The sequence below is a fragment of the Haloferax larsenii genome (assembly GCF_024730625.1).
Classification (GTDB): domain Archaea; phylum Halobacteriota; class Halobacteria; order Halobacteriales; family Haloferacaceae; genus Haloferax; species Haloferax larsenii.
In genome coordinates this window covers 95,403-117,263 of sequence record NZ_CP078064.1, presented here as the reverse complement: position 1 = coordinate 117,263, position 21,861 = coordinate 95,403, and the positions used below count along the sequence as shown (strand labels likewise).

The 21,861-nt window shown below is 58.1% G+C and carries 19 protein-coding genes; 16 read left to right on the top strand and 3 right to left on the bottom strand.

All coding sequences use genetic code 11. The features are described from left to right. Window position 1 precedes the first annotated feature (1 nt). From KU306_RS16355 to KU306_RS16335, 5 genes are all read left to right on the top strand, one after another. Window positions 2-1,264 (top strand): RNA-guided endonuclease TnpB family protein, encoded by a 1,263-nt coding sequence (locus KU306_RS16355; protein WP_258303626.1) that lies wholly within the window; start codon window positions 2-4, stop codon window positions 1,262-1,264. Between the two features lie 315 nt (window positions 1,265-1,579). Then, window positions 1,580-2,761, top strand: coding sequence for a COG1361 family protein (locus KU306_RS16350; protein WP_258303625.1), 1,182 nt, complete (start codon window positions 1,580-1,582; stop codon window positions 2,759-2,761). A gap of 6 nt (window positions 2,762-2,767) precedes the next feature. Continuing rightward, window positions 2,768-3,562, top strand: coding sequence for an ABC transporter ATP-binding protein (locus tag KU306_RS16345; protein WP_007542313.1), 795 nt, complete (start codon window positions 2,768-2,770; stop codon window positions 3,560-3,562). Window positions 3,563-3,599: 37 nt separating this feature from the next. After that, window positions 3,600-4,781 carry an ABC transporter permease gene (locus tag KU306_RS16340; RefSeq protein WP_049918727.1) on the top strand — a complete coding sequence of 394 codons (1,182 nt, stop codon included), beginning with the start codon at window positions 3,600-3,602 and terminating at the stop codon, window positions 4,779-4,781. Window positions 4,782-4,818: 37 nt separating this feature from the next. Next, a complete protein-coding gene (locus tag KU306_RS16335; RefSeq protein WP_258303623.1) occupies window positions 4,819-5,991 on the top strand; it encodes an ABC transporter permease in 1,173 nt (390 codons plus the stop codon). A gap of 591 nt (window positions 5,992-6,582) precedes the next feature. On the opposite strand, the gene KU306_RS16330 is transcribed toward KU306_RS16335, so the two are convergent. After that, window positions 6,583-7,362: an IclR family transcriptional regulator gene (locus KU306_RS16330; protein ID WP_007542310.1), complete on the bottom strand. Its 780-nt coding sequence runs from the start codon at window positions 7,360-7,362 to the stop codon at window positions 6,583-6,585. A gap of 724 nt (window positions 7,363-8,086) precedes the next feature. Between KU306_RS16330 and KU306_RS16325 the strand changes: the two genes are divergently transcribed. From KU306_RS16325 to KU306_RS16305, 5 genes are all read left to right on the top strand, one after another. Continuing rightward, the gene (locus tag KU306_RS16325) at window positions 8,087-9,211 is read left to right on the top strand and encodes a pyridoxal phosphate-dependent aminotransferase (protein ID WP_007542309.1); all 1,125 of its coding nucleotides are present in this window, start codon (window positions 8,087-8,089) and stop codon (window positions 9,209-9,211) included. 387 nt (window positions 9,212-9,598) lie between these two features. Continuing rightward, complete coding sequence (pdhA, locus tag KU306_RS16320) at window positions 9,599-10,747, top strand: pyruvate dehydrogenase (acetyl-transferring) E1 component subunit alpha (RefSeq protein ID WP_258303622.1); 1,149 nt, start codon at window positions 9,599-9,601, stop codon at window positions 10,745-10,747. Continuing rightward, entirely contained in the window at window positions 10,744-11,766 is a 1,023-nt protein-coding gene (locus KU306_RS16315) for an alpha-ketoacid dehydrogenase subunit beta (protein WP_258303621.1), read from the top strand. Before pdhA ends, KU306_RS16315 begins: the two co-directional genes overlap by 4 nt. Before the next feature lie 89 nt (window positions 11,767-11,855). Next, entirely contained in the window at window positions 11,856-12,590 is a 735-nt protein-coding gene (locus KU306_RS16310; RefSeq protein ID WP_007542303.1) for an EthD domain-containing protein, read from the top strand. Beyond that, window positions 12,580-13,191: an HD domain-containing protein gene (locus KU306_RS16305; RefSeq protein WP_258303620.1), complete on the top strand. Its 612-nt coding sequence runs from the start codon at window positions 12,580-12,582 to the stop codon at window positions 13,189-13,191. The genes KU306_RS16310 and KU306_RS16305 overlap by 11 nt, the downstream gene beginning before the upstream one ends. Before the next feature lie 670 nt (window positions 13,192-13,861). Here KU306_RS16305 and KU306_RS16300 read toward each other — a convergent pair. After that, window positions 13,862-14,644 (bottom strand): IclR family transcriptional regulator, encoded by a 783-nt coding sequence (locus KU306_RS16300; protein ID WP_007542294.1) that lies wholly within the window; start codon window positions 14,642-14,644, stop codon window positions 13,862-13,864. Between the two features lie 647 nt (window positions 14,645-15,291). Here KU306_RS16300 and KU306_RS16295 point away from each other — a divergent pair. From KU306_RS16295 to KU306_RS16275, 5 genes are all read left to right on the top strand, one after another. Then, window positions 15,292-16,389 carry an ABC transporter ATP-binding protein gene (locus KU306_RS16295; RefSeq protein WP_258303619.1) on the top strand — a complete coding sequence of 366 codons (1,098 nt, stop codon included), beginning with the start codon at window positions 15,292-15,294 and terminating at the stop codon, window positions 16,387-16,389. A gap of 1 nt (window position 16,390) precedes the next feature. Beyond that, window positions 16,391-17,191, top strand: a complete 801-nt coding sequence (locus KU306_RS16290; RefSeq protein WP_258303618.1) for a creatininase family protein — start codon at window positions 16,391-16,393, stop codon at window positions 17,189-17,191. Between the two features lie 157 nt (window positions 17,192-17,348). Next, window positions 17,349-18,653: an ABC transporter substrate-binding protein gene (locus KU306_RS16285; protein WP_425499553.1), complete on the top strand. Its 1,305-nt coding sequence runs from the start codon at window positions 17,349-17,351 to the stop codon at window positions 18,651-18,653. Window positions 18,654-18,665: 12 nt separating this feature from the next. Continuing rightward, the gene (locus KU306_RS16280) at window positions 18,666-19,604 is read left to right on the top strand and encodes a carbohydrate ABC transporter permease (RefSeq protein WP_258303616.1); all 939 of its coding nucleotides are present in this window, start codon (window positions 18,666-18,668) and stop codon (window positions 19,602-19,604) included. Further along, the gene (locus tag KU306_RS16275) at window positions 19,601-20,446 is read left to right on the top strand and encodes a carbohydrate ABC transporter permease (RefSeq protein WP_007542289.1); all 846 of its coding nucleotides are present in this window, start codon (window positions 19,601-19,603) and stop codon (window positions 20,444-20,446) included. Before KU306_RS16280 ends, KU306_RS16275 begins: the two co-directional genes overlap by 4 nt. An 8-nt stretch (window positions 20,447-20,454) precedes the next feature. Here KU306_RS16275 and KU306_RS16270 read toward each other — a convergent pair whose 3' ends face one another. Further along, the gene (locus KU306_RS16270; RefSeq protein WP_258303615.1) at window positions 20,455-20,652 is read right to left on the bottom strand and encodes a hypothetical protein; all 198 of its coding nucleotides are present in this window, start codon (window positions 20,650-20,652) and stop codon (window positions 20,455-20,457) included. A gap of 30 nt (window positions 20,653-20,682) precedes the next feature. Here KU306_RS16270 and KU306_RS16265 point away from each other — a divergent pair, with 30 nt between their 5' ends. Then, the gene (locus KU306_RS16265; protein ID WP_258303614.1) at window positions 20,683-21,834 is read left to right on the top strand and encodes a C15 family peptidase; all 1,152 of its coding nucleotides are present in this window, start codon (window positions 20,683-20,685) and stop codon (window positions 21,832-21,834) included. The last annotated feature ends 27 nt before the right edge of the window (window positions 21,835-21,861 follow it).

Below are 21,861 nucleotides of genomic sequence, written 5' to 3'. Positions count from 1 at the left end.
GATGTCCACGACCGTCACGAAGACGTTGCAGGCGACGTTCGCGCCACCCACCGCGCACAAGCAGTCGAAACTCAACGACCTGCTCGACACGTACCGTGACGGTCTGCAAGAGGCGTTCGACGCCGGGGCGAGTACCATGTCAGCAGTGAGCGACATCGTAACGCCCTACGACCTGCCGTATCAGGCCAAAGCCGCCCTCTGCAACTACGTCCCGAAACTCCGCAAGACGTACAACGCGAAGGAGTTGGACGACGAACACCCGATACGGCTCACCAACCAAGCCGCCAAGTTCGACCACTCCGACGACCGCGACTACGAGTTCACGTGGTGGGTTCCCCGTCCCGGTCGAGGAACGAACTTCTGGATACCGCTCCGCATCAACCCCAAACAGGTAGACCTCTGGCACGACCTCGTATCGGAGGACGCGAAGGCGGGCGAGATACGGCTTCAACAGCATCGGAAGAACTGGGTACTGCACGTCACCGTCGAGTACCCGGTCGAAGAACCAGCGACGGACGGTGACGCCACGCACATCGGCTTAGACATCGGAGAAACCGCCCTCATCACGGGCTGTGCCCTCAAGGACGGTTCTCCGACTGACCCGTTCGTGTGTAGCGGAAGCAGAGCGAAGCATCTCCGCAAAGAGATGCACACGACCCTGAAACGACTCCAAGAGCGTGACGCATCCGAGTGGCGCATCCAAGACCGCTTCTCGCACTACCAGAACGCGCTCACCGACATCGTGGAGAAGGCGTCTCGGGAAGTCGTCGAGTACGCAAAGCAGTACGAAAATCCGGTATTGGTGATGGAGAATCTGACGTACATCCGCGAACGACTCGACTACGGGAAGTACATGAACCGTCGGCTTCACTCGTGGGCGTTCGCCCGACTGCAAGGGCGCATCAAGGACAAGACGACGGAAGCGGGCATCCCGGTTGAGTACGTGAATCCGGCGTACACCTCGCAGACGTGCCACTCGTGCCACCGCATCGGTCGGCGGGATTCACAAGCCGAGTTCCGGTGTCCGCACGACGACTGCCACGTTTCGACGTTTCAGGCCGACATCAACGCTTCCGCGAATATCGCACGACGGGTTGACCCGTGGGGAGAGAGCGTCCCGCTTGACAAGGCGGAACGCGATGACTCGCCTCGGGATGGGAGCGGTTGTGACATCGCCACGACTCACCATGAGACGAGCGAGACACCCTCGCAGATGACGCTCACGGCGTTCCAAGAGTCGGAACCCTCTACCAGCGACGACTAACTGGTATTCCCCATGCAGGGGAAGTCTCGCCGTTTGCGGCGAGGAGGATGTCACCTGAACTGCAAATACGATTTGTTCGTTCAGGATGATATGAAGAGACTTTCTCGCATCCGAGTTCAAGACAGTCTCGTATGTGATTTCCGCTGACTCTAGTGCTCGGTCGAAACGGTACTGTCCTCTATATGCACTTTCTGGTAGTGTGTGACAAAGATGTCGAGTCTATTGAAAATCTAAACCAAGGAACTTATATGGAATCAGATACGCTGTTGACTTTATGATGGCAGAAAAGCGACAATATTCGGAGGTCGTCCATCGATGAGTCCGAAATTGCTGGACGGAGATGGGTCTCCGGTCGCACCTTGGTTCCTCGCTGCAGTCATCGTGCTCTCCACCGCCGCAGCTCCGTTGCTTGCGTCCCCGGCAGCAGCCAACGGGGCGCACATCGGAATCACGGACGTACAGGTCACACCGGACGAGCCAGCACCGGGTCAGCAAACTGAGCTCTCCGTCTCGATACGAAACGGGCAAAACAGCCCCAGTGTCGTCGATGTAACGGATATTTACGTTCGACGACCAGGGAGCTCGGATGACATCACCCGAGTCGAGGACGTCGGGACCATTCCTGTCGGTGAGAATATCTCGGTCCCATTGCCGGTCTCGTTCGACAAATCGGGTGTGAAAGACCTTCGAGTCGTTTTCGCTGGACGGCTCAAGGATGGCTCACACGTCCGAGTTCGGTATCCGCTGACGGTCGATGTCCGTGAACCGACCCGTCCGCAGGTCGAGTTATCCGTCGAAGAGGCGGTCCCCGGTGCGACGCGGTCGGTCAACGTCACGGTTGCGAACGGTATCGACAGAGACATTCGCCAACTGAAAGTCGTCTCGTCCTCCGCTGATGTCAACTTCACCGTCAACGAGCGTGTGAAGGCCAAACTGGCAGCAGGGAAAGCGGTCACGTTCGATTTCCCCGCTCGTGTCTCTGAGGCCGGCCAGCACCCGGTGAATCTCACTCTCCACTACGTGGACAGAGGGGTTCACCACGAAATTTCGCGAACGTACCACCCGCGGTTCACGTCCCCGACGAACCCCGGAAAAATCGTCTTGACCGACGTTCGAGCGACTCAGACCGGCGGTACGCTGGAGGTGTCCGCGACCGCTGGCAACGTCGGGTCGAGTTCCGTCAAGGGCGTCGTCGTCGAAATCCCCGACACTGAGCGCGTAGACCGAAGTAACTACTTCGTCGGGAGTATCGAAGACAGCGACTTCTCGTCGTTCACGCTCAAATCCGACGTCGAAGGGAACGTGTCGTCTGTCCCCGTCGAGGTGTCCTACACTGTCGGTGGCGTCCAGAAGTCGTTTACTACCGAAGTCGACGTCTCACGTCGGGCCGTGCGGCGACCTGCACCGCAACAGGGCGGTGGACTGCCGCTGCTTCCGGTCGGTGGTGCCGCCTCGGTACTCCTCGTTGGTGCAGTCGTCTACCTCTGGCGGAGGTGATGAGAGATGGCTCCGGACATCTCTGCCCCCGCTGAAACGGACCAACCGGGGGCGGACCGCGAGGAAGACCGGCAGTCTCCGAGAGACGCTGGTAACGACGTGATTATTCGCGGCGAGAGCGTCGTAAAGGAGTATCAGACGGGAGCCCAGACTGTTCAGGCACTGAAAGGAATCGACTTTAGCATCCAACCGTCCGACTTCGTCGCTATCGTCGGACCGTCGGGCAGCGGGAAGTCGACGCTGCTGAACCTGTTGGGACTGCTCGACGTTCCGACCAGAGGAACCGTCCGACTCCGAGGGACGGACGTCTCGACGTTCTCTGACGGCGACCGAACGACGAAGCGAAAACACACGATTGGGTTCGTCTTCCAGAGCTTCTACTTGATTCCGACGCTGACGGCGCTGGAAAACGTCGAGATGCCGCGAATGCTCGACAGAACGCCGAAAAAGACGCGCGAACGCGCAAAACAGTTGCTCCGCCGCGTCGGTCTCGGCGACCGACTCGACCACTATCCAGACGAACTCTCCGGGGGCCAGAAACAACGAGTCGCAATCGCGCGCTCGTTGATAAACGACCCCGCGATTCTGTTGGCGGACGAGCCGACAGGGAACTTAGACAGAGAGACTGGCGACGACATCCTCGAACTGTTCGACGAACTGCGCGCCGAGGAGAACGTGGCTGTCGTGACGGTCACACACGACGCGTACGTCGCCGAGGAAGCCGACCGCGTGGTGAACCTCGTCGACGGTGAGATAACGGATGCAGACGAAGCAGAGTCGAACGGAGTAGTCGAACAGTGACGATGAACCGACGCGCTTCGGCTTGGGGGGACCCCACGTGAGTTGGCTCCGCCGAGTAGCAGCCTACTTTCCGACCGTCGTGCTTGCGCGGCGGAATCTATCACGAGCAACCGCTCGCTCTCTCCTCGCTATCGCCGCGGTCGTCATCGGCGTGGTGGCAATCGGGACGATTGGGATGGGGGGAGAGGCGTTCAAACAGGACCAAATGGAAGCGTTCGAAGGCTTCGGCGGCACTGCAACGGTCTATCCGGTGTACCACCACGACGGCAGTGGGAGTATTAACGGCGACTTTTCGAGACAGAACATCAACCGGATGCGACAAGTGACCGACGGAACGACTGTGCTTCCCATCGTAGAACGGTGGGATACACTCGTCCAGACACCAACTGGCGAGGTTATCATCACGGCACAGGTCAAAGGACTCGACAACCCCGGGTCGTTTTACGACGCACAGTCGGGAACGATTCCAGATAACTGGAAGCGGAGTGCCATCGTCGGCTCTCGCATCGCAGAGAACAACGACATCCAGCCGGGTGACCGAATAACGGTATCGGTAAACGGCAGCTTCACGCGAAAGTTCTCCGTCGCGGCCGTTCTCGAACCGCAGGGATTCGCCGATCAGCTACGTGCCGACCGCACCGTCTTCGTCCCGCTCGACGAGTTCGACGACCCCGAGTACGACAGTGCAATCGTCCGCGTCGACCCGACGACGACGTCGGTCGATGCGGCTACCGAGAGCATCGAATCGGAGTTCAACACCCGAGAGAGGAACGTCTACGTGCAGAAGGTACAGGAGCAACGCGAGGGATTCGAAAAGACGTTCGAGACTATCAACCAGTTCCTCATCGGAGTTGGTTCGATATCCCTCCTCGTCGCCGCAGTCACCATCGCCAACACGATGTTGATGTCGGCAATCGAGCGTGAGCGCGAGATTGGCGTGATGCGAGCCGTCGGGTACCCGAAACGGGCAGTGGTTAGCCTGCTCGTCGCCGAGTCGTCCATCCTCGGAATAATCGGGTCTATGGTTGGCGTCCCCCTCGCGCTCGGTATCGGGATGGTACTCAACCAGGTCCTCCTCGGTGACCCGCTTGCGTTCACGGCTGCCGGGTTACGATACGTGGCTATTGGGGCTGTCTTCGGTATCGGAACCTCACTGCTCGCTGGTGTCTACCCCGCCTGGAAGGCGGCGAAAAAACAACCCGTGGAGGCACTCGACTGATGGAACAAAACTACGACAGTGACTGGAGGTCTCGACGATGAGCTGGCTCTATCGAATCGTCGGACTGTTTCCACGACTCGTCATCGCTCGACGGAACATCTCACGTGCCAAAGCCCGGTCGATACTCGCTGCTGCCTCTATCCTCATCGGTGTCGTCGCGATTGGAGCCATCGGTGCGGGTGGCGCAGCGTTCAAACAGAGCCAACTCCAGAATATCCAGGACCAAGGGGCGACGAACGTCTTCGTCTCCCCGGGACTCGATATGGAACAGTCGCATTTCGACCGCGAAGACCTGAAAGCTATCGACGAGACGGTCGGTCCGGCCGGTGTCGTTGCGACGAAGAGCAAGGACATGGAGATAGTGAAACAAAACGATAGTCGTGAGCACGTGTCGGTGACGTATCTCGACGACCCGCGAGCGATGTACGAGATTGGGAGGGGTGAGCTCCCCGATAATTGGCGACGCAGTATCGTCGTCTCTCACGATTATGCAATCGACCGGGGGATCGCCCCGGGCGACCGAATCACACTCGCCCCCGAACAGGACGCTGAGAGTGAAGCGGCCGCGACCGAGCGCACGTACCGAGTCGTCGCTGTACTCCAAGAGACGCAGTCGTTCGGTTCGAGCAGCATCTACCTCCCTATCGAGGAGGCTGAAAACCGACACTACAGCCAGGTTCGGATTATGACGCGGTCGACCGACAGAGCGGAGGCGGTCGCCGATGCACTCCGTGACCGGTTCAACGACCGAAAGGATAAGGTCTTGGTATTTGAACTCACCTCACTCGTTCGGCTGCTCAAACAGGTCGTCAACGGTATCAACACGTTCCTCGTCGGCCTTGGTTCCATCTCGCTCCTCGTCGCTGGCGTCTCCATTACGAACACGATGCTCATGGCGGTCATCAAGCGACGTGAAGAGATTGGTGTCCTGCGGGCAGTCGGCTACGGAAAGGGAGATATCGTCAGAATACTCCTCATCGAATCCGCATTGTTGGGTATCCTCGGTTCGGCAGTCGGTGTCGTAATTGCTGCCGTGGTGGCTGCGGTGGCGAACTCGGTCTTCCTCGGCAATCCGTTCGCCTTCACGCCGTCTGCGTTCATGTACCTGGTCGGTGCTGTCGCGTTCGGCGTCTTCACGAGTTTGCTCGCGGGTGTGTACCCTGCGTGGCGAGCGGCGAACGAACGCCCCATCGAAGCACTCCGGGGCTGACATCCTCCTCCGTTTCTTGTAACCGAGTAGACGGGATTTCTCCGCTCGACGGACTACCGAATTCTAGCAGATACACGGGAATAAATCGGCTGGGTGGACTGCGATTTTGGACGCCATATATTGCAATATTGATGCAATAATGTGTTCGCCAATCGTACCCTGTCGGTAGTTTCTCCAACAAGAGCCGATGCGGTTTACTGCATCGATTCGTTTCGATTCCGAAAAGACGAACGTGTAGGTGTTCCCTACCTCACTTCACAAATCAGTATTTGAGCCTCCAAATTGGTTGTCTATTTCTCTGTATTTCGTGTATGATTGTGTGTCCAATTTCTTCGTCTAAATAAAATACGGGTTGGATTATTTTTCAACTCTCTGTGAAATCCGTATTGTCGTCATCGAAGTATTTCGATAGAAATTGTGAATCTATTTCAAGATTAACTGTCTCGATGAGCTTTGAGAAACTTCGTCAGTCGGCGGTCAGCGTTCGGTGGTCCCGATGTATTTGGCCGCCAATTCGGGTTTATCTTCCCGTCTCACACGAACTCGATATCCGGTAGTCTCCCACCGAGAGACGTTCGGATGGTCGCGTGTTCAGGTCGAGTTGCCGTACCTGATGTTGATGTGTATCTCGTCGATTGTCGCCAGAAGCTTGTCTGGAAGTTCGTCGCGGAGGAGACTCCCTTTGACCCGGTTCGCAGGGCCGGAGATACTAATCCCTCCGACTGGTACGCCTTCTTCGTCGCGAATTGGGGCTCCGACCGCGTTCAGCCCTTCGATGGACTCGCCGAGGTTGAACGCGTACCCTCGCTCTCGAATCTTCGCCAACTCCTCGAAGAGCGCTTCGCTGTCGGTTATGGTCTGTTCGGTGACTTCTTTCAGTCCCTGCCGTTCGATAATCTCCCGGCTTTCCGCTTCGGGAAGGTAGGCAAGAATCGCTTTCCCGGCAGCGAGCTGGTGAAGATTCCGGCGCTGGCCGACGCGAGCGGACGTCTCTAACGGGCTCGCACCCGATGCTTTGTAGAGGTGGACGCTGTAATCTCCCTCCTTCGCGACGAGCCAGACCTTCTCTCCGGTCTCTTCAGCTAAGCGGTCGACCTGTCTCCGAGCGACGTCGAAAAACGAGATGCGGTCGCGGGCGCTGATTCCGAAGTCTAAGAGTCTGAGGCTGAGATAGAACCGACCGTCTTCTCTAAAGAGGAAGTCGTTGTCTTCGAGGGTCAAAAGGTGCCGGTGAATCGTGCTCCGAGCGATATCGAGCTCTTCAGTAAGTTCGTCGAGCGTGCGCCCCGGATTGTCTTTGAGTCGTTGTAAGATTCGAATCGACGACTCTGTCGTCGTCACCGGGCGATTCGATCGGGGTCGTTCACTCATATTTAATCATCGAGGTATCTACGATTTAGCTTTTGTCCTGGTCTCGCAGGGCACACCGCGATTCACGGGGTGATTTTACGTCTCTGTCCAAGCTATTCGGACAGACTCGTCGCTCGATTCTCTCTCGCCGACGACAGTTGGTGCTAGGACGTTACACATGTACAGCTGTAATTTCCGGTTCGAATATCCCTGCCTCGGTGTTGTTTCTCGCCGAAACTCCTCTTTCCCGAGTGCTTCGGGAGTGTTCACTGTCCCCGAAATAGCCTCTCGCTGCTGGCGCTGAAATGGCGGTCAAACAGAGTCACACCCCGCCGCTGTCCCCGGATATTCAGTTTGGCGCGACGATAGTCCAAGTTACTCGGATTTTTCTTCCTTGTTGTTTATCTGTGTAGATGGGGTTATAATTGTGGGAAATAGTATACAAACAGCTTATTTTTAGAAATTAGTGTGGGGGGATTGGATGTAATAGCCTGAATAAACAGCCGTTCGTGAGCCATTTGTTGTCCGAGAAGTCCGAACGAAGAGGCCATGTCCCGCACGTGTTGAAGCCCTGTCACAACAGAACATTTTTGTTCTATGGGTGAACGATTTCGGACGCTACCATGTCATGTGGTGTCCACCCAAGCTATCAGTGTGCGGTCCAGCGAGGGCTCTCTCTCGGAGAAACTCGCGTTGACGACGGTGTACAGGCCGATTACGACGAGCAAACTGAGGAACGATATCGATGAGTTCGTACGCACCACGCGTCGAGCAGATGGATATCAGCGGAATTAGGGAAGTATTCGAGGGTGCGAGCGAGGACGATATCAACCTCGGTATCGGACAGCCTGACTTTCCCACGCCGGAGCACATCCGAACTGCGGCACTGTCGGCGGTCGAGGAAGGACTCGTCGACTCCTACACGGGGAACAAGGGAATCCCCGGTCTCCGCGAAGCCATTAGTGAAAAATACGACCGGGACAACGGGCTCTCTGTCGACCCGAATAACGTCATTGCGACATCTGGTGCCAGCGAGGCGCTCCACATCGCAATCGAAGCACACGTCCAACACGGAGGTGAGGTCATCCTCCCGGACCCTGGCTTCGTCGCGTACGAACAACTCGCGCTACTCGCTGGCGGGACGCCCAAGCCGGTTGGGTTGCGACCGGATTTGACTCTCGACCCGGCGACAGTCGAGGACGCAATCACTGAGGACACCGACCTCTTCATCGTCAATAGCCCGGCGAACCCGACCGGTGCGGTCCAGTCGAAGTCGGACATGCAGGAGTTCGCGCGTATTGCCGACGAACACGACGTGGTGTGTGTGGTCGACGAAGTCTACGAGCACATCCTCTTCGACGGGGAGCACTACTCCCCGATGGAGTTCTCGAAGACCGATAGCGTCGTCGCGGTGAACGCCTGCTCGAAGTCGTATTCGATGACCGGCTGGCGACTGGGATGGGTCACGGCGAGCAACGACCGTATCGAGCGGATGTTGCGTGTCCACCAGTACGTGCAGGCGTGTGCGAGTGCCCCGGCCCAGTACGCCGCCGAGGCTGCTCTCAAGGGGCCGCAGGAGCCGGTTCAGGAGATGGTTTCGGCGTTCGAAACTCGCCGGGATGTCCTCTTGGACGGATTGGAGGACATCGGACTGGAGACGCCCCGACCGGAAGGTGCCTTCTACGCGATGCCCAAAGTCCCCGATGGGTGGGCGGAAGACGTCCTCGACAACGGCGTCATCGTGGTTCCCGGCGAGGTGTTCGGAGACCGTGGGGCAGGGTACGCCCGACTCTCGTATGCAACGAACGTGGAAGAACTGAAGGAAGCCTTGGAAGTGATGAAATCCGTCACGCAGACCACTCTCCACTGAGAAGGTCGCTCTTGGTGGTGGCGGGTCTTCCTCTCGTAGAACTGCTTCCGAAACCCTCTCTTCCTATGTCATTATCAATCATTGTGATTAGTTGTCACAGAAATATTAAGTTACTACCCTACAATTGATGTAGATATGGTGTCCGTTAGTGACGCAGGGATTCGCGCGGCAACCAAGCCTATTCACCATCTCGGTGCCCTTTTTAGCGCGATTTTTCTCATTACATTTAAACGGACAACAGCCGCTCCGATGCGAGGGGGAGTACGCCCTCGCATCGGACACACCATCTCGACATAACTCGCAGGCCCCGTACCCAGCGGCCCTGTGACCCCCCAAACCAACCGTGGTATAGGTGACAAACCATCCACCGGTATATCGCCCACAACAATGAGTGCACAAAAGGAACTCAATCAGCAAGAACCCACCAGTAGAGTGACGACGGATACTCGGCCAGTCCAAGTCTTAGAGGCAGACGGCAGCGTGTGCCCGAACGCGACCGTTCCTGACCTCTCGGACGAGGAACTGCTTTCGATGTACGAGGACATCAAACTCGCTCGTCGCTTCGACCAACGCGCAATCAGCCTCCAGCGGCAGGGTCGAATCGCAACGTACGCGCCCATGACAGGACAGGAGGGCGCACAGGTCGCGACTAGCTACGCGCTGGAGCAACGAGACTGGCTGTTCCCGACGTATCGCGAGCACGCAGCGAAGTACGTTCACGGCGTCAGTCTGGCAGCGCTTCTGAAGCCACTCCGTGGGATTCGAGAGGGGTATGCCGTCCCGGACGGCGTCAACGTCATGCCCGAGTACATTCCAATCGCGACGCAGATTCCGCAGGCGATGGGAATGGCGTGGGGGAACAAGCTGCAAGGAAAGGTCGACCACGCTGTCCTCTGTCACTTCGGCGATGGGGCGACCTCCGAAGGCGACTTCCACGAGGGACTGAACTTCGCTGGCGTCTTCGACGTTCCGGCGGTCTTCGTCTGCAACAACAACCAGTGGGCAATCTCTGTCCCCCGAGAGCGCCAAACGGCGAGCGAGACTATCGCACAGAAGGCACAAGCGTACGGTATCGAAAGCGTCCGCGTCGACGGCCTCGACCCGCTTGCAGTCTATCAGGTCACGAAAGCGGCGCTCTCCAAGGCGAAGAACCCCGCGGCCGGTGAGCGTCGCCCGACGCTCATCGAGGCGGTTCAGTACCGGTATGGAGCGCATACGACGGCAGACGACCCGTCTGTGTACCGCGACGACGACGAAGCAGAGGAGTGGAAGGACAAGGACCCGCTCGACCGGTTACAGAAGTACCTGTACAAGGAGGGCATCCTCGACGAGGAAATCGACGCCGAACTGGACGAGCGCATCGAAACGACCATCAAGAACGCGATTACGGAGGCCGAAAGCGTAAGCGAAGACCCCGAACTGATGTTCGAGCACGTCTACGAGGAGATGCCCGACCGACTTCGCGAGCAGCGCGACGAACTCGCGGCACTCCGCGAAAAGTACGGTGACGAGTCCTTCGAAGAGGTGTTGGAATGAGTTCGACGGCGGAACCCGGCACCGACACCGGCGCTCCCATCGAGAAGCTGAACCTCGTCGAAGCCGTCTGCGACGGACTCTACACCGAAATGTCGCAACACGACGACGTCGTCGTCTTGGGTGAAGACGTCGGGAAGAACGGCGGCGTCTTCCGTGCCACCGCCGGTCTGTACGAAGAGTTCGGCGAAGAACGCGTTATCGACACCCCGCTTGCGGAGGCCGGTATCGTCGGCTCCGCAATCGGTCTCGCACTCTCTGGAATGCGCCCGGTGGCCGAGATGCAGTTTATGGGGTTCATCTACCCCGCATTCGACCAACTCGTGAGCCACGCCGCCCGGCTTCGGAGTCGGAGCCACGGCCAGTACACGGTTCCGATGGTCGTTCGAGCGCCCTATGGCGGTGGGATTCACGCACCGGAACACCACTCAGAATCGAAGGAAGCGTTCTTCGTTCACGAGCCGGGGCTGAAGGTCGTCTGTCCGAGCACGCCGTACGACGCCAAGGGACTCCTCATCGCAGCGCTTCGAGACCCCGACCCAGTGATTTTCCTCGAACCGAAGCTCATCTATCGGGCGTTCAAACAAGAGGTACCGACGGGAAGCTACGAGGTGCCTCTCTCGGAGGCGTCGGTCCGCCGAGAGGGAAGCGATATCTCCGTCTACACGTGGGGTGCGATGACGCGCCCGACGCTCATCGCTGCGGACAACCTCGCAGACGAGTACGGCGTCGACGTCGAAGTCGTCGACTTGCGTACGTTGTCACCGTTAGATATCGAGACGATTGTCGAGTCGTTCAAGAAGACCGGCCGCGCCGCTGTCGTTCACGAGGCACCGAAGACGGCTGGATTGGGGGCGGAGATATCCTCGACGATTCAGGAGGAAGCCCTGTTACACCAGGAAGCGCCTATCAAGCGTATCACCGGCTTCGACACGCCGATGCCGCTTCACGGCGTCGAGGACTACTACCTGCCGCAAGCCGTCCGGATTCAAGACGGCATCCTCGAGACAGTCGAGTTTTGAGTTCTTCCCAGTCACGCGACCGACCTCTTTTCCCCCGAATCCTTACTGATTCCTCACATTTTATTAGCCCCTACGACGAGTCGTAGTCCATGTACAAGCATATCGCACTTCTCGTGCGTCAGTCAGCGCTGTCTCACGACGAGTTCGTCGACCACTGGCAAACCACCCACACGCCCATCGCGAAGGACATCGAAGGCGTCGTGCGGTACCAGCAAGTCCTCCCGACCGACCCCGAGCACGCGGAGTTCGATGGGCTGGCCGAACTCTATTTCGAGACGCTCGACGAACTGCACGAAGCACTCGGAAGCGAAGGCTCTCGTGACTACGACCCGACGAAAGAGGTCGCGGCGAAAGCACGACAGGACGTCGATAACTTCCTCGACGTACAGCGTCGCCCTCGACTCATCGGCGAGGAACGCGTCGTCAAGGACGAAGTCGACGGCGACACCGACGGACTCTACAAGCACTCGGCGTTCCTCGTCCGAAAAGATGGGATGACTCACGAGGAGTTCCTCGACCACTGGCAAAACACGCACACGCCCATCGCGAAGGAAATCGAGGGTGTCGTTCGCTACTGCCAGGTCGTCCCGACGGACCCCGAACACGCCGAATTCGACGGCGTCGCTGAGCTCTATTTCGACGACCTCGACAAACTCTACGATGCACTGGGCAGCGAAGGGTCGCGTGACTACGAGGCGAAAGGCGGCAAGGCTGCAGAAGCGCGCGCAGACGTGGACAACTTCCTCGCTATCGCGGACCGCCCGCGGTTTATCGGTCGCGAACGACTCGTGAAAAACACGATTGCGACCCACGATGGCTACTGAGACTCACGGACCTGACTTCGAGACGCAGGTACGAGACGCCTTCCCGTCACTCGACCGAATCGACGACGACGACCTTCGAGAGCAGGTTGTCGAGGCCTGGGTACTCGGACTGGAACGTGGTGGGTGGCGAAGTATTCACGATATTCCGTACGCGTGGAACATCCACGAGGTCACGAACGTCGAACACGTCCGTGGCGTCACGAAAATCGCGCTCGAATCGGCCGAAATCCAGCGGGACTTCCACGGCGCAGACCCGGATATCGACACAATTGTCGCGGCGTGTCTCCTTCACGACGTCGGGAAGTGTTACGAGTACGTCGACCACGTCGACGCCGAGCGCCTCGACGACCCCGACAGGGAGCACTACGCAAACGAGGAGATTCCGCACTCTCTCTCCGGGTACGCGCTGGCTCACGAGGTTGGCTGCCCACTGGACGTCCAGCGAGCGATTCCGCACTTCCTCGGGGAGGTGCCGACCCGGACGCTCGAAGCCGAACTCGTCAAGAGCGCGAACTCGGCGTCGTCGAACGCCATCACTCAGTCAGCGATGGGAATCACGCTGCAAGAGTGGGTGGATAAGTACAGTCAAACGCAGGACTGAACCTGGTATTTCGCTGGCGGGTGGGGACGTTTCGTTCGACCCGCTCGAACTATCGGTCTGGATGTCTGCTCGTCTGCCTGTATGTGTCTGCCCGTTGTCTCCTCCTGTTGTTCGAGAGTTCTGAACACGCGACATCCCACTCTGTAGTGCAATTCAAAACACTTGGATAGAGAGTACTCAGTAGACCCGCATCAGCTGAATCTGACGGAGATTACTGGCACCATGGTAGTGATTCTATTATACAATACTATCTTGGGGGAGTTGGTACTCTTTCAAGACTAGATGTCGTTCGTGGGCATCGAATAAAATCAAATAGAACATGATGTTTGTCAGTTCTCTGGTCTATGTATGATGTCTTTGTGAGCTGCATATAATGGTTACAGTGACGAAAGAGTGGTGATTGTTGAGGGTGTTCGCCCTGGTAAATGATGAATACCCTGAATACTGATAATAATATAATTGTCTCTGTGCTCAATCAGTGTCGGTCAAAACAATCCAGAATAGGGGTTGATGATGCCACTGAGAATTGCTAATAACAAACATTAATGTGGTCATTTGTCCACCCCATGTCACCGGGTTTATCGTGAAGCAAGGATGTGCTATCCATTACAAACGTACTTTTGTAATACTAGACGAGCCCATTGGTTCCATCTACGAGGTAACTCGGGCCCTAGCCGTCTATCGACGAGTACTCGTAGTACTGATTACGGACTTCAATCTCGTTTTTGCTGTACTGTAGTATGTTGAGTAGTTCAGCCATATACCCGGGTGCAAAACGGTCTCTGGGACCGGTGATTCCAATCGAGGCTATGACGTTCTCGTCTCCGTCGAGAATCGGAACGGCGACCCCACGAATCCCTCGCAGGTGTTCTTCGTCGTCGATTGCGTATCCCTGTTGTCGAACTCGACCGAGCTCACGTTCGAGGTCTGTGAACGTCGTGAGCGTCTCGCTCGTCCCTTCGGGGAGACCGTGTTGCTCGACGATGTGCTTTCGTCGGTCCTCCGGGAGGTATGCCAAAATCGCTTTTCCGAGCGAGGTCCAGTGCATCTCGGTGTGGTTTCCGATGGGTATCTCGTCGGCCGCCGCCTTCTCACCAGTACTCCGGTAGAGGATGACCCGTTTTCCGTTTTCTTCGATACCGGCACCCACTATCTCGCCGGTCGTATTACTGAGTTCTTCGACCTTATTTCGGAGTAGCCGAGCGATACTCAGTTGCTGCCGGACGCTTCCGCCGACTTCGAGAAACCGGAACGAACGACGGTACTGCCCCGACTCTTTGACGACGAACCCCTGTTCGACGAGCGTGTTTAGATGGATGTACGTCGTACTCGTCGGGATGTCGACCGCCGAGGCGAGGTCGGAGAGACCAGTCGGCTCTACCTCCCCGAGCGCCGAGAGAATCTCGAACGCCGTTTCAACCGCCCCGATTGTCTTATCGTTCCCAGTTGGCATGGCTTCGTATTTTCGCACCGGCTGAAAAGGTTTTTGCTGGTGTAAAACGCCCTTCCAACGATATTGGAAATATGCTTGTTGGTAATTTATTCCTGGTGGGAGCTATTCGAAAAACTATAATTTACAGGAGATACGTTCATGCATTCCATGGTGTTTGTTACCGCTTGAAATTTGGATGAAGACTGTATTAGGGGCAATGCCGTGTTAGAGGCTGCTACGAAGCCGTTCTGGTGACCGACGACACAACTGCCCCGAATCTATAATTTTTGACCATGTTGAAACAGCGAGCGTTGTGGTTCGAACCGACACTCCGGCTTAAGCAACGGGTCTTTTTGGGGCATGCTTGGTGCCGCTACAACCGTTAGCGTGCCGTCAAAGTCCCCTCTCTCCAAAGACCCGTCAGAGACGACCTTTTTGAGTGTAATCGGAGCTCCATCGAGTATCGTTGGAAACACTTCGAGTATTGTTGGAGAACTAGGCGAGGAGGCAACTGAACGAGGCTGAATTCTATGTCGGATACTATTCTCAGAACCGCCGGAAACGGTGTGAATGCCTTCGATGTGGGCTTTCAACACGATTGAGAGGCTGGTTTTTGCAACCACTGCCAACATTTATTATGCAGGATAGTGCAGTATCTCTCACTCTGCATGAGCAAGGTTAGACTGTCGAACGTTAGCAAGGTATACGAGGACGACATCCTCGCGGTCGAGGGGTTGGACCTCACTGTCGAGGACGGTGAGTTCGTCGTAGTCGTCGGACCCTCGGGGTGCGGGAAGTCGACGACGCTCCGAATGGTCGCGGGGCTGGAAACCGTTTCGCACGGTGAGATATCTATCGGCGAGACCGTCGTCAACGACGTCCGTCCTCAAGACCGGAACATCGCCATGGTGTTTCAGTCGTATGCACTGTACCCGCACATGAGCGTGCGCGAAAACATGTCGTTCGGGCTTCGGCTCGCAGGTGACGACGCCGACGAAATCCAACGACGCGTGGATGACGCCGCCGAGATGCTGGAAATCTCTGAGCTTCTGGACGATTACCCAAAGCAACTCTCCGGCGGCCAACAGCAGCGGGTTGCTCTGGGACGCGCCATCGTCCGCGACCCCGATGTCTTCTTGATGGACGAGCCGCTTTCCAACTTGGACGCTAAGCTGCGAACGCAGATGCGCACCGAGATTCAACGCATCCAAGAGAGCCTCGGGGTCACGACGATATACGTCACGCACGACCAGACGGAGGCGATGACGATGGCAGACAGAATCGTCATCCTCAACGACGGAAAACTCCAGCAGGTCGCCCCGCCGGAGGAGTGCTACGACGAACCGAACAACGAGTTCGTCGCGGGCTTTATCGGCTCGCCCTCGATGAACTTCTTCGACGTGACGGTAACCAGGTCCAACAGGGGTGCACACTTCGAGTCACCGGCCGGTGAGTTCACACTCGGTATCGATGTCCCGCCCGGTGAGTACACCTTTGGGGTCCGACCGGAGGACCTCACTGCCGAGCGAGAGGGTGGATACATCGACACAATCGTGGACGTGGTCGAGCCTGTTGGCTCGGACAACTACCTCTATCTGAAGACGACTCGCAGTACCTCGGAAGTGATTGCGAGAGTCGAGAGCGACTTCCGTCCGGAGGTCGGCGGCGAAATCGAACTCGGGTTCGACATTGAGGATATCCACCTCTTCGATGCCGACGGAGAACGTATGCCGGTTACTGAACTGCAAATGACGGATTCAGCCTAATATGATGTACAATACTATCGGTCGACGGGAGAGCGAATGGGCGGGAATGACAGCGCGCGAAGTCCGAGACATCGGGTCACAATCGGGCTCTATCATGGTCATTCCGGTCGGGAGTATCGAGCAACACGGAAATCACCTGCCGGTCGTCACCGACTCGCTTCTCGTCGAAGCGATGGTTGATGCGGCGGTCGAACGAACCGATGATGTTCCGCTCGTGGTCTCACCCACGGTTTGGAGCGGTTTTTCGCCGCACCATCTCCCGTTCGGCGGGACGCTCTCGCTCGACTTCGAGAATTTGCGCGCCATATTAGAGAATATCGCGCACACGGGACTGGAAAACGGATTCGACGCCGTCCTCTTTGTGAACGGCCACGGAGGCAACGGTCCACTCATCGGGTCGGTCGTCAGTACGGTCGGTGTCGACACCGACGCCGAGGTACTCGGGACGACGTACTTCGAACTCGCATCCGACCGTATCGAGGCACTTCGAGACACTGAGACGGGCGGTATGGCCCACGGGGGTGAGTTCGAAACGTCACTCATGCTTGCCGTCCGCCCGGACCTCGTCGGCGATATCTCGGAGCGCGACGGCGAACCGATGGACGAACACTACCAATGGGCTGGTCAGGACCTTCTCGATGGTGGTTCGGTCGGCGTGTACCGGTCTTTCGACGTGTACTCCAACTCCGGTGCGATTGGCTTGCCCGAAGAGGCAAGCGCCGAGAAAGGCGAACGAATTCGGTCGATAATCGGAGACGAGCTCGCGTCCCTGTTGCGGGCTGTCCACGAGAATAATGCGTAAACTGTACGGAAGAAATCGGCAAAAAATAGAATATGAACATAAACAATTATATATACAGAGATGAGTGGTAGCAATGATGCCAGAAGATAGCAAGGGCCAACCTAGTGAAGAGACTCTCGACCGTCGCCAACTCCTTCAGGCGTTCGGTGCTGGCGGGATGATTGCTATCGCCGGGTGTACCGGCGGTGGAAACGGCGATGACGCCGGTAGTGATGGCAATGGTGGCAATGGCGGCGGTGGCGGCGACGACTCTGGTGGGAACGACGGCGGCAGCAGTAAACAGAGCGTCCAGTTCCTCACGATGGGTGTTGGCGACAACATCAAGCAGTTCTTCGAAGAGAACAACACTGCCTTCGAAGAGGAGTACGGCGTCGACGTCGAGTTCACGAGCGTCACGTGGGACAACGCACGACAGACGGTGAACAACCGCGTCGACGGGGGACAGGCACCCGACGTAAGTCGCTGGCCTGCGCGGTGGATTCCGCAACTCGTCGGCAAGGATGCGCTCGAACCTCTCGACGACCTCATGGACGGCGAGTTCGGCGAGAAGTTCGCCGACGGAGTGGCGGAGGGAACGATGTACAACGGCTCTCACTACGGTGTTCCGTGGGCGGCCTCGAACAAGTGTCTCTACTACAACAAGGACGTGTTCGAGGCCGCCGGACTCGACCCGGAGAACCCGTCTCTAGACACGTGGGACGACATGCTGTCTGCCGCGCAGACGATTACCGACAGCGACGAGGTGAGCGTCCCGGCGCTCGGACTCGCCGGTGCGGACGCCATCGAGACCGGGTCGCAGTACTACCACTACCACTGGTCGCACGGTGCGGACCTGGTGGACGACGAGGGAATGCCGGTCGTCAACTCTGACGGCGCTGTCGATGCGCTCTCGTTTTACGCCAATCTGCACCTCGAACACGGCGTCACGCAGGCCTCGCCGCTCTCTTCGACCCGGCAGGACATCCGGCAACTGTTCGAAAACGGCGACCTTGGAATGGTTATCGGACACGTGTACACCGGGCTCAACATCACGGAGTCACAGGAAAACGGCGACGTCGATTTCGAATACGGTATCGCACAAGTTCCGCAGGGTCCCGAGGGACGGTACAGCCTCTTTACCATCGACACGCTCGGTATCCTGAGCCAAAGCGAGCACAAGGACATCGCCCGGGACCTGATTCGGTTCTACTTCGACGAGGAGCGTCGGTTCCAGTACTCGAAGCAGAAGGGGTTCTTGCCGGTCGTCAAATCGGTCGGCGAGCGGTCGTACTTCTCCGACTCGAAAAACTGGGCTCCGTTCGTCGAGGCGGGGCAGTACGCTCGCGCCCGGCCGAAGCTCAGTAACTTCAGTGAGTTCAACGACCGGATGGTCCAAGCGATTCAGGAGGCGCTCGCCGACCAAAAGAGCCCGCAGAAAGCATTGAATGACGCTCAAAGCGACCTCGAAGACGCGATGAACTGATGAGTGAAAGACATGAGTCTCGCTGAAGAATACACCGGGACGGACGGGGACTCTCGCCTCTCGCAGTCCGTTGCACACCTCAGGCGGAACCGACGCGCCTATCTCCTGATAGCGCCCGCTGCGGTGTTCTTGCTCGCCGTCGTCGGCTACCCGATACTGGAGACGTTCCGCCTATCGTTGTACCGCTCACCGGCCGACTCGACTATCGAGACGCTCGTTGGCCTGCAACACTACGTCGAAATCGTCAACAGCGACATCTTCTACCGGCTCATCTGGCAGACGGGTCGCTGGGTGCTGGTCGGCGTCGCCGGCAAGACCCTCCTCGGACTGCTCATCGCAGTTCACCTGAAAGGCGATATCAAGGGCCGGAAGTTCTTCCGGACGGCATTTCTCATCCCGTGGGGTATCCCGTATGCCATCTCTGCTGTCGTCTTCCGGTGGATAGAGCACCCGCAGTTCGGCTACCTCAACGCAGTGTTGCTCAAACTCGGCGTGATAGAACAGGGTATCGGCATTCTCGGCAACCCCGACATCGCGTGGTTGGGCGTCGTCGTCGCCGACATCTGGATTGGAACGCCGTTCATGGCGATTATCTTCCTCGCGGGGCTCCAGTCGATTCCACAGGACCTCTACGAGGCGGCCGCAATCGACGGGGCCGAGCGATGGCACCAGTTCAGATACATCACGCTGCCGCAACTCAAGAGCGTCATCCTGATGGCCACGCTGCTTTCGACTATCTGGACGTTCGTCAGCTTCGACGTCATCTGGACGATGACCGGTGGCGGGCCGATTAGCACGACCGCGACGCTCGTCATCCACATCTACCAGGTCGGCCTGCAGAACGGGAACCTCGGCCGTGGCGCTGCGTACAGCGTCATCGGGTTCCTGTTCCTCCTGTTGTTCGCAATCGTCTATCTGCGGGTGTACACCCGCGGAGGTGACGAGCTATGACGATGGCAGGTCACGATAGGTCCGGTCTCCGTCGGGTCAGAGTCTACGGCGTCCTCATCGCGCTCCTCGGGATTATGATGTTCCCGTTTTACGCGATGTTCTCCAGCACGTTCAAACCGGAGTCAGAGATTTTCTCGGCTCCGGCGACGCTGGTGCCGTCAGACCCGTCTGTCAGTGCGTACCTCGACGTCTGGACGCAGACCGACGTCGTGTTGTGGGTCGCAAACAGCTTCGTCATCTCGCTCGGAACCGTCGTGTTGACGCTCCTGCTCGCGATTCCGGCCGCGTACTCGTGTGCGCGGAACGACTTCGTCGGCAAGCGGACGTTCCTGCTCGCCGTGCTCGTCGTCCAGATGTTCGCACCGGTCGTACTCATCGTCGGACTGTTCGACGTCATCACGCAGTTCGGGTTGTTCAACACCTACCTCGCCGTCATCATCCCCGCCGCGGCGTTCACGTTGCCGTTCAACATCTGGATGCTCTACGGCTACTTCAAGACGGTTCCTGTCGCACTGGAGGAGTCGGCTCGCATCGACGGAGCCAACCAGTTACAGGTGCTCACGAAAATCGTCCTTCCGCTGACGAAGCCCGCACTCGTCGCCAGTATCACCTACACGTTCCTGTACGCGTGGAACCGACTGCTGTTCGTGCTGACGTTCCTGACTGACAGCGGGAAGTACAACATTCCGCGTGGTGTCTTCTCGATGGTCGGGGCGCTCCAGACGGATTGGCGGATGATGCTGACGGTCTCGGTTATCGGCATTATCCCGCTTCTCATCCTGTTCGCCTTCCTCGAACAGTACATCGTCGCCGGGATGACCGCCGGCGCAGTCAAGGAGTAACCCACTCCTCACACCTCTGCCGCGTTTACCACCTCGGCCGCGTTCACCACCTCGGCCGCGTTCACCACCTCGGCCGCGTTCACCACCTCGGACTGACCATCCTCGGCACTTGACGCACGAATCGAACCACGCCTCACTCCCTTCACTGATTGCACCCCCCGCTGGGCGGCCTGCTCACGCAGGCTCGCTCTCACCCCGTCCTCCATATTTATTATCGGCCCACGAGACGGCATCGTATGGAATTCGCTCTCTGGGCGTACCCGTGGGACCTGTTAGACGAAGGGCCGACACGGGTTACGAACCGACTCGACGAACTCGGCGTCGGTGAGATAACCCTCGCAACCAACTACCACACTGTACAGGCGTTCGCACCGCACAACCCCGAACGCCGGACGTTCTTCGCCCGCGCGAGTTCGTACTTCGACCCCGGTGAGGGCTACGGGCGTCTCGAACCGGTGCCGTACGAGGGAATGACAGGTGACTGGGTCGCCGACATCGCCGCCGAACTCGACGGTGTCCGGCTGAATTCGTGGACGGTCGGCTGTCACAACTCGCAGCTCGGGATGCAGCATCCCGATGTGACGCTGACCTCGGCCCACGGCGACGACTTGGTGTTCGGCCTCTGTCCGTCGAATCCTGACGTCCAGGAGTACCTCGTCGCACTCGTCCGCGACCTCGCTGCCCGCGAGCACTTCGACCGCATCGAACTGGAGACGTTCGACTACTTCTACGGCACCGGGTTCGGCTGGCACCACCAGAAGATTCACGCACAACTCGGGACACTCGGCGAGTTTCTCTTCGGACTGTGCTTCTGTGACCACTGTCGGGAGAACGCCGCAGACACCGGAATCGATGTCGATGACGTTCGAACCACCGTCGCCGACGCCCTCGATTCCGTCATCGCCGGTTCGACTCCACACGACCTCTCGCCGGAGTTGTGGCTCCGCGAACACGGCGCAGTCGCCGAGTACGTCGGCGTTCGAGCAAAGACGCTGGCGGACCTCTATGCTGACTTCGCGGCGGCCAGCGGGCAGACACCGCTCGGCTACTACGTCGGTGCGCCCGAACCCGGACGAGAGTGGATGCTCGGCGCGGACCTCGAACAGCTGTCCGAGCACGTCGATTACTACTGCCTCCCGGCGTACGAGTCGTCGGCGGCTGAAGTGATGGACGCCTACCAGGCCGTCGACGCGCTGTCACCGGATGTCCCGCTTCACGTTGGACTCTTGCCGGGTCATCCGGCGATACACGACGAGGAGACGCTCGTCGACATCGTGGACGCACTGCGAACCGCTGGTGTTCCGCGGGTATCCTTCTACAACTACGGGCTGTTGCCGGAGCAGTCACTCGACTGGATTCGGGCGGCGACGCACTCTGCGAGATTGTAACGAACGATACTTTCTTACCGCCACCCC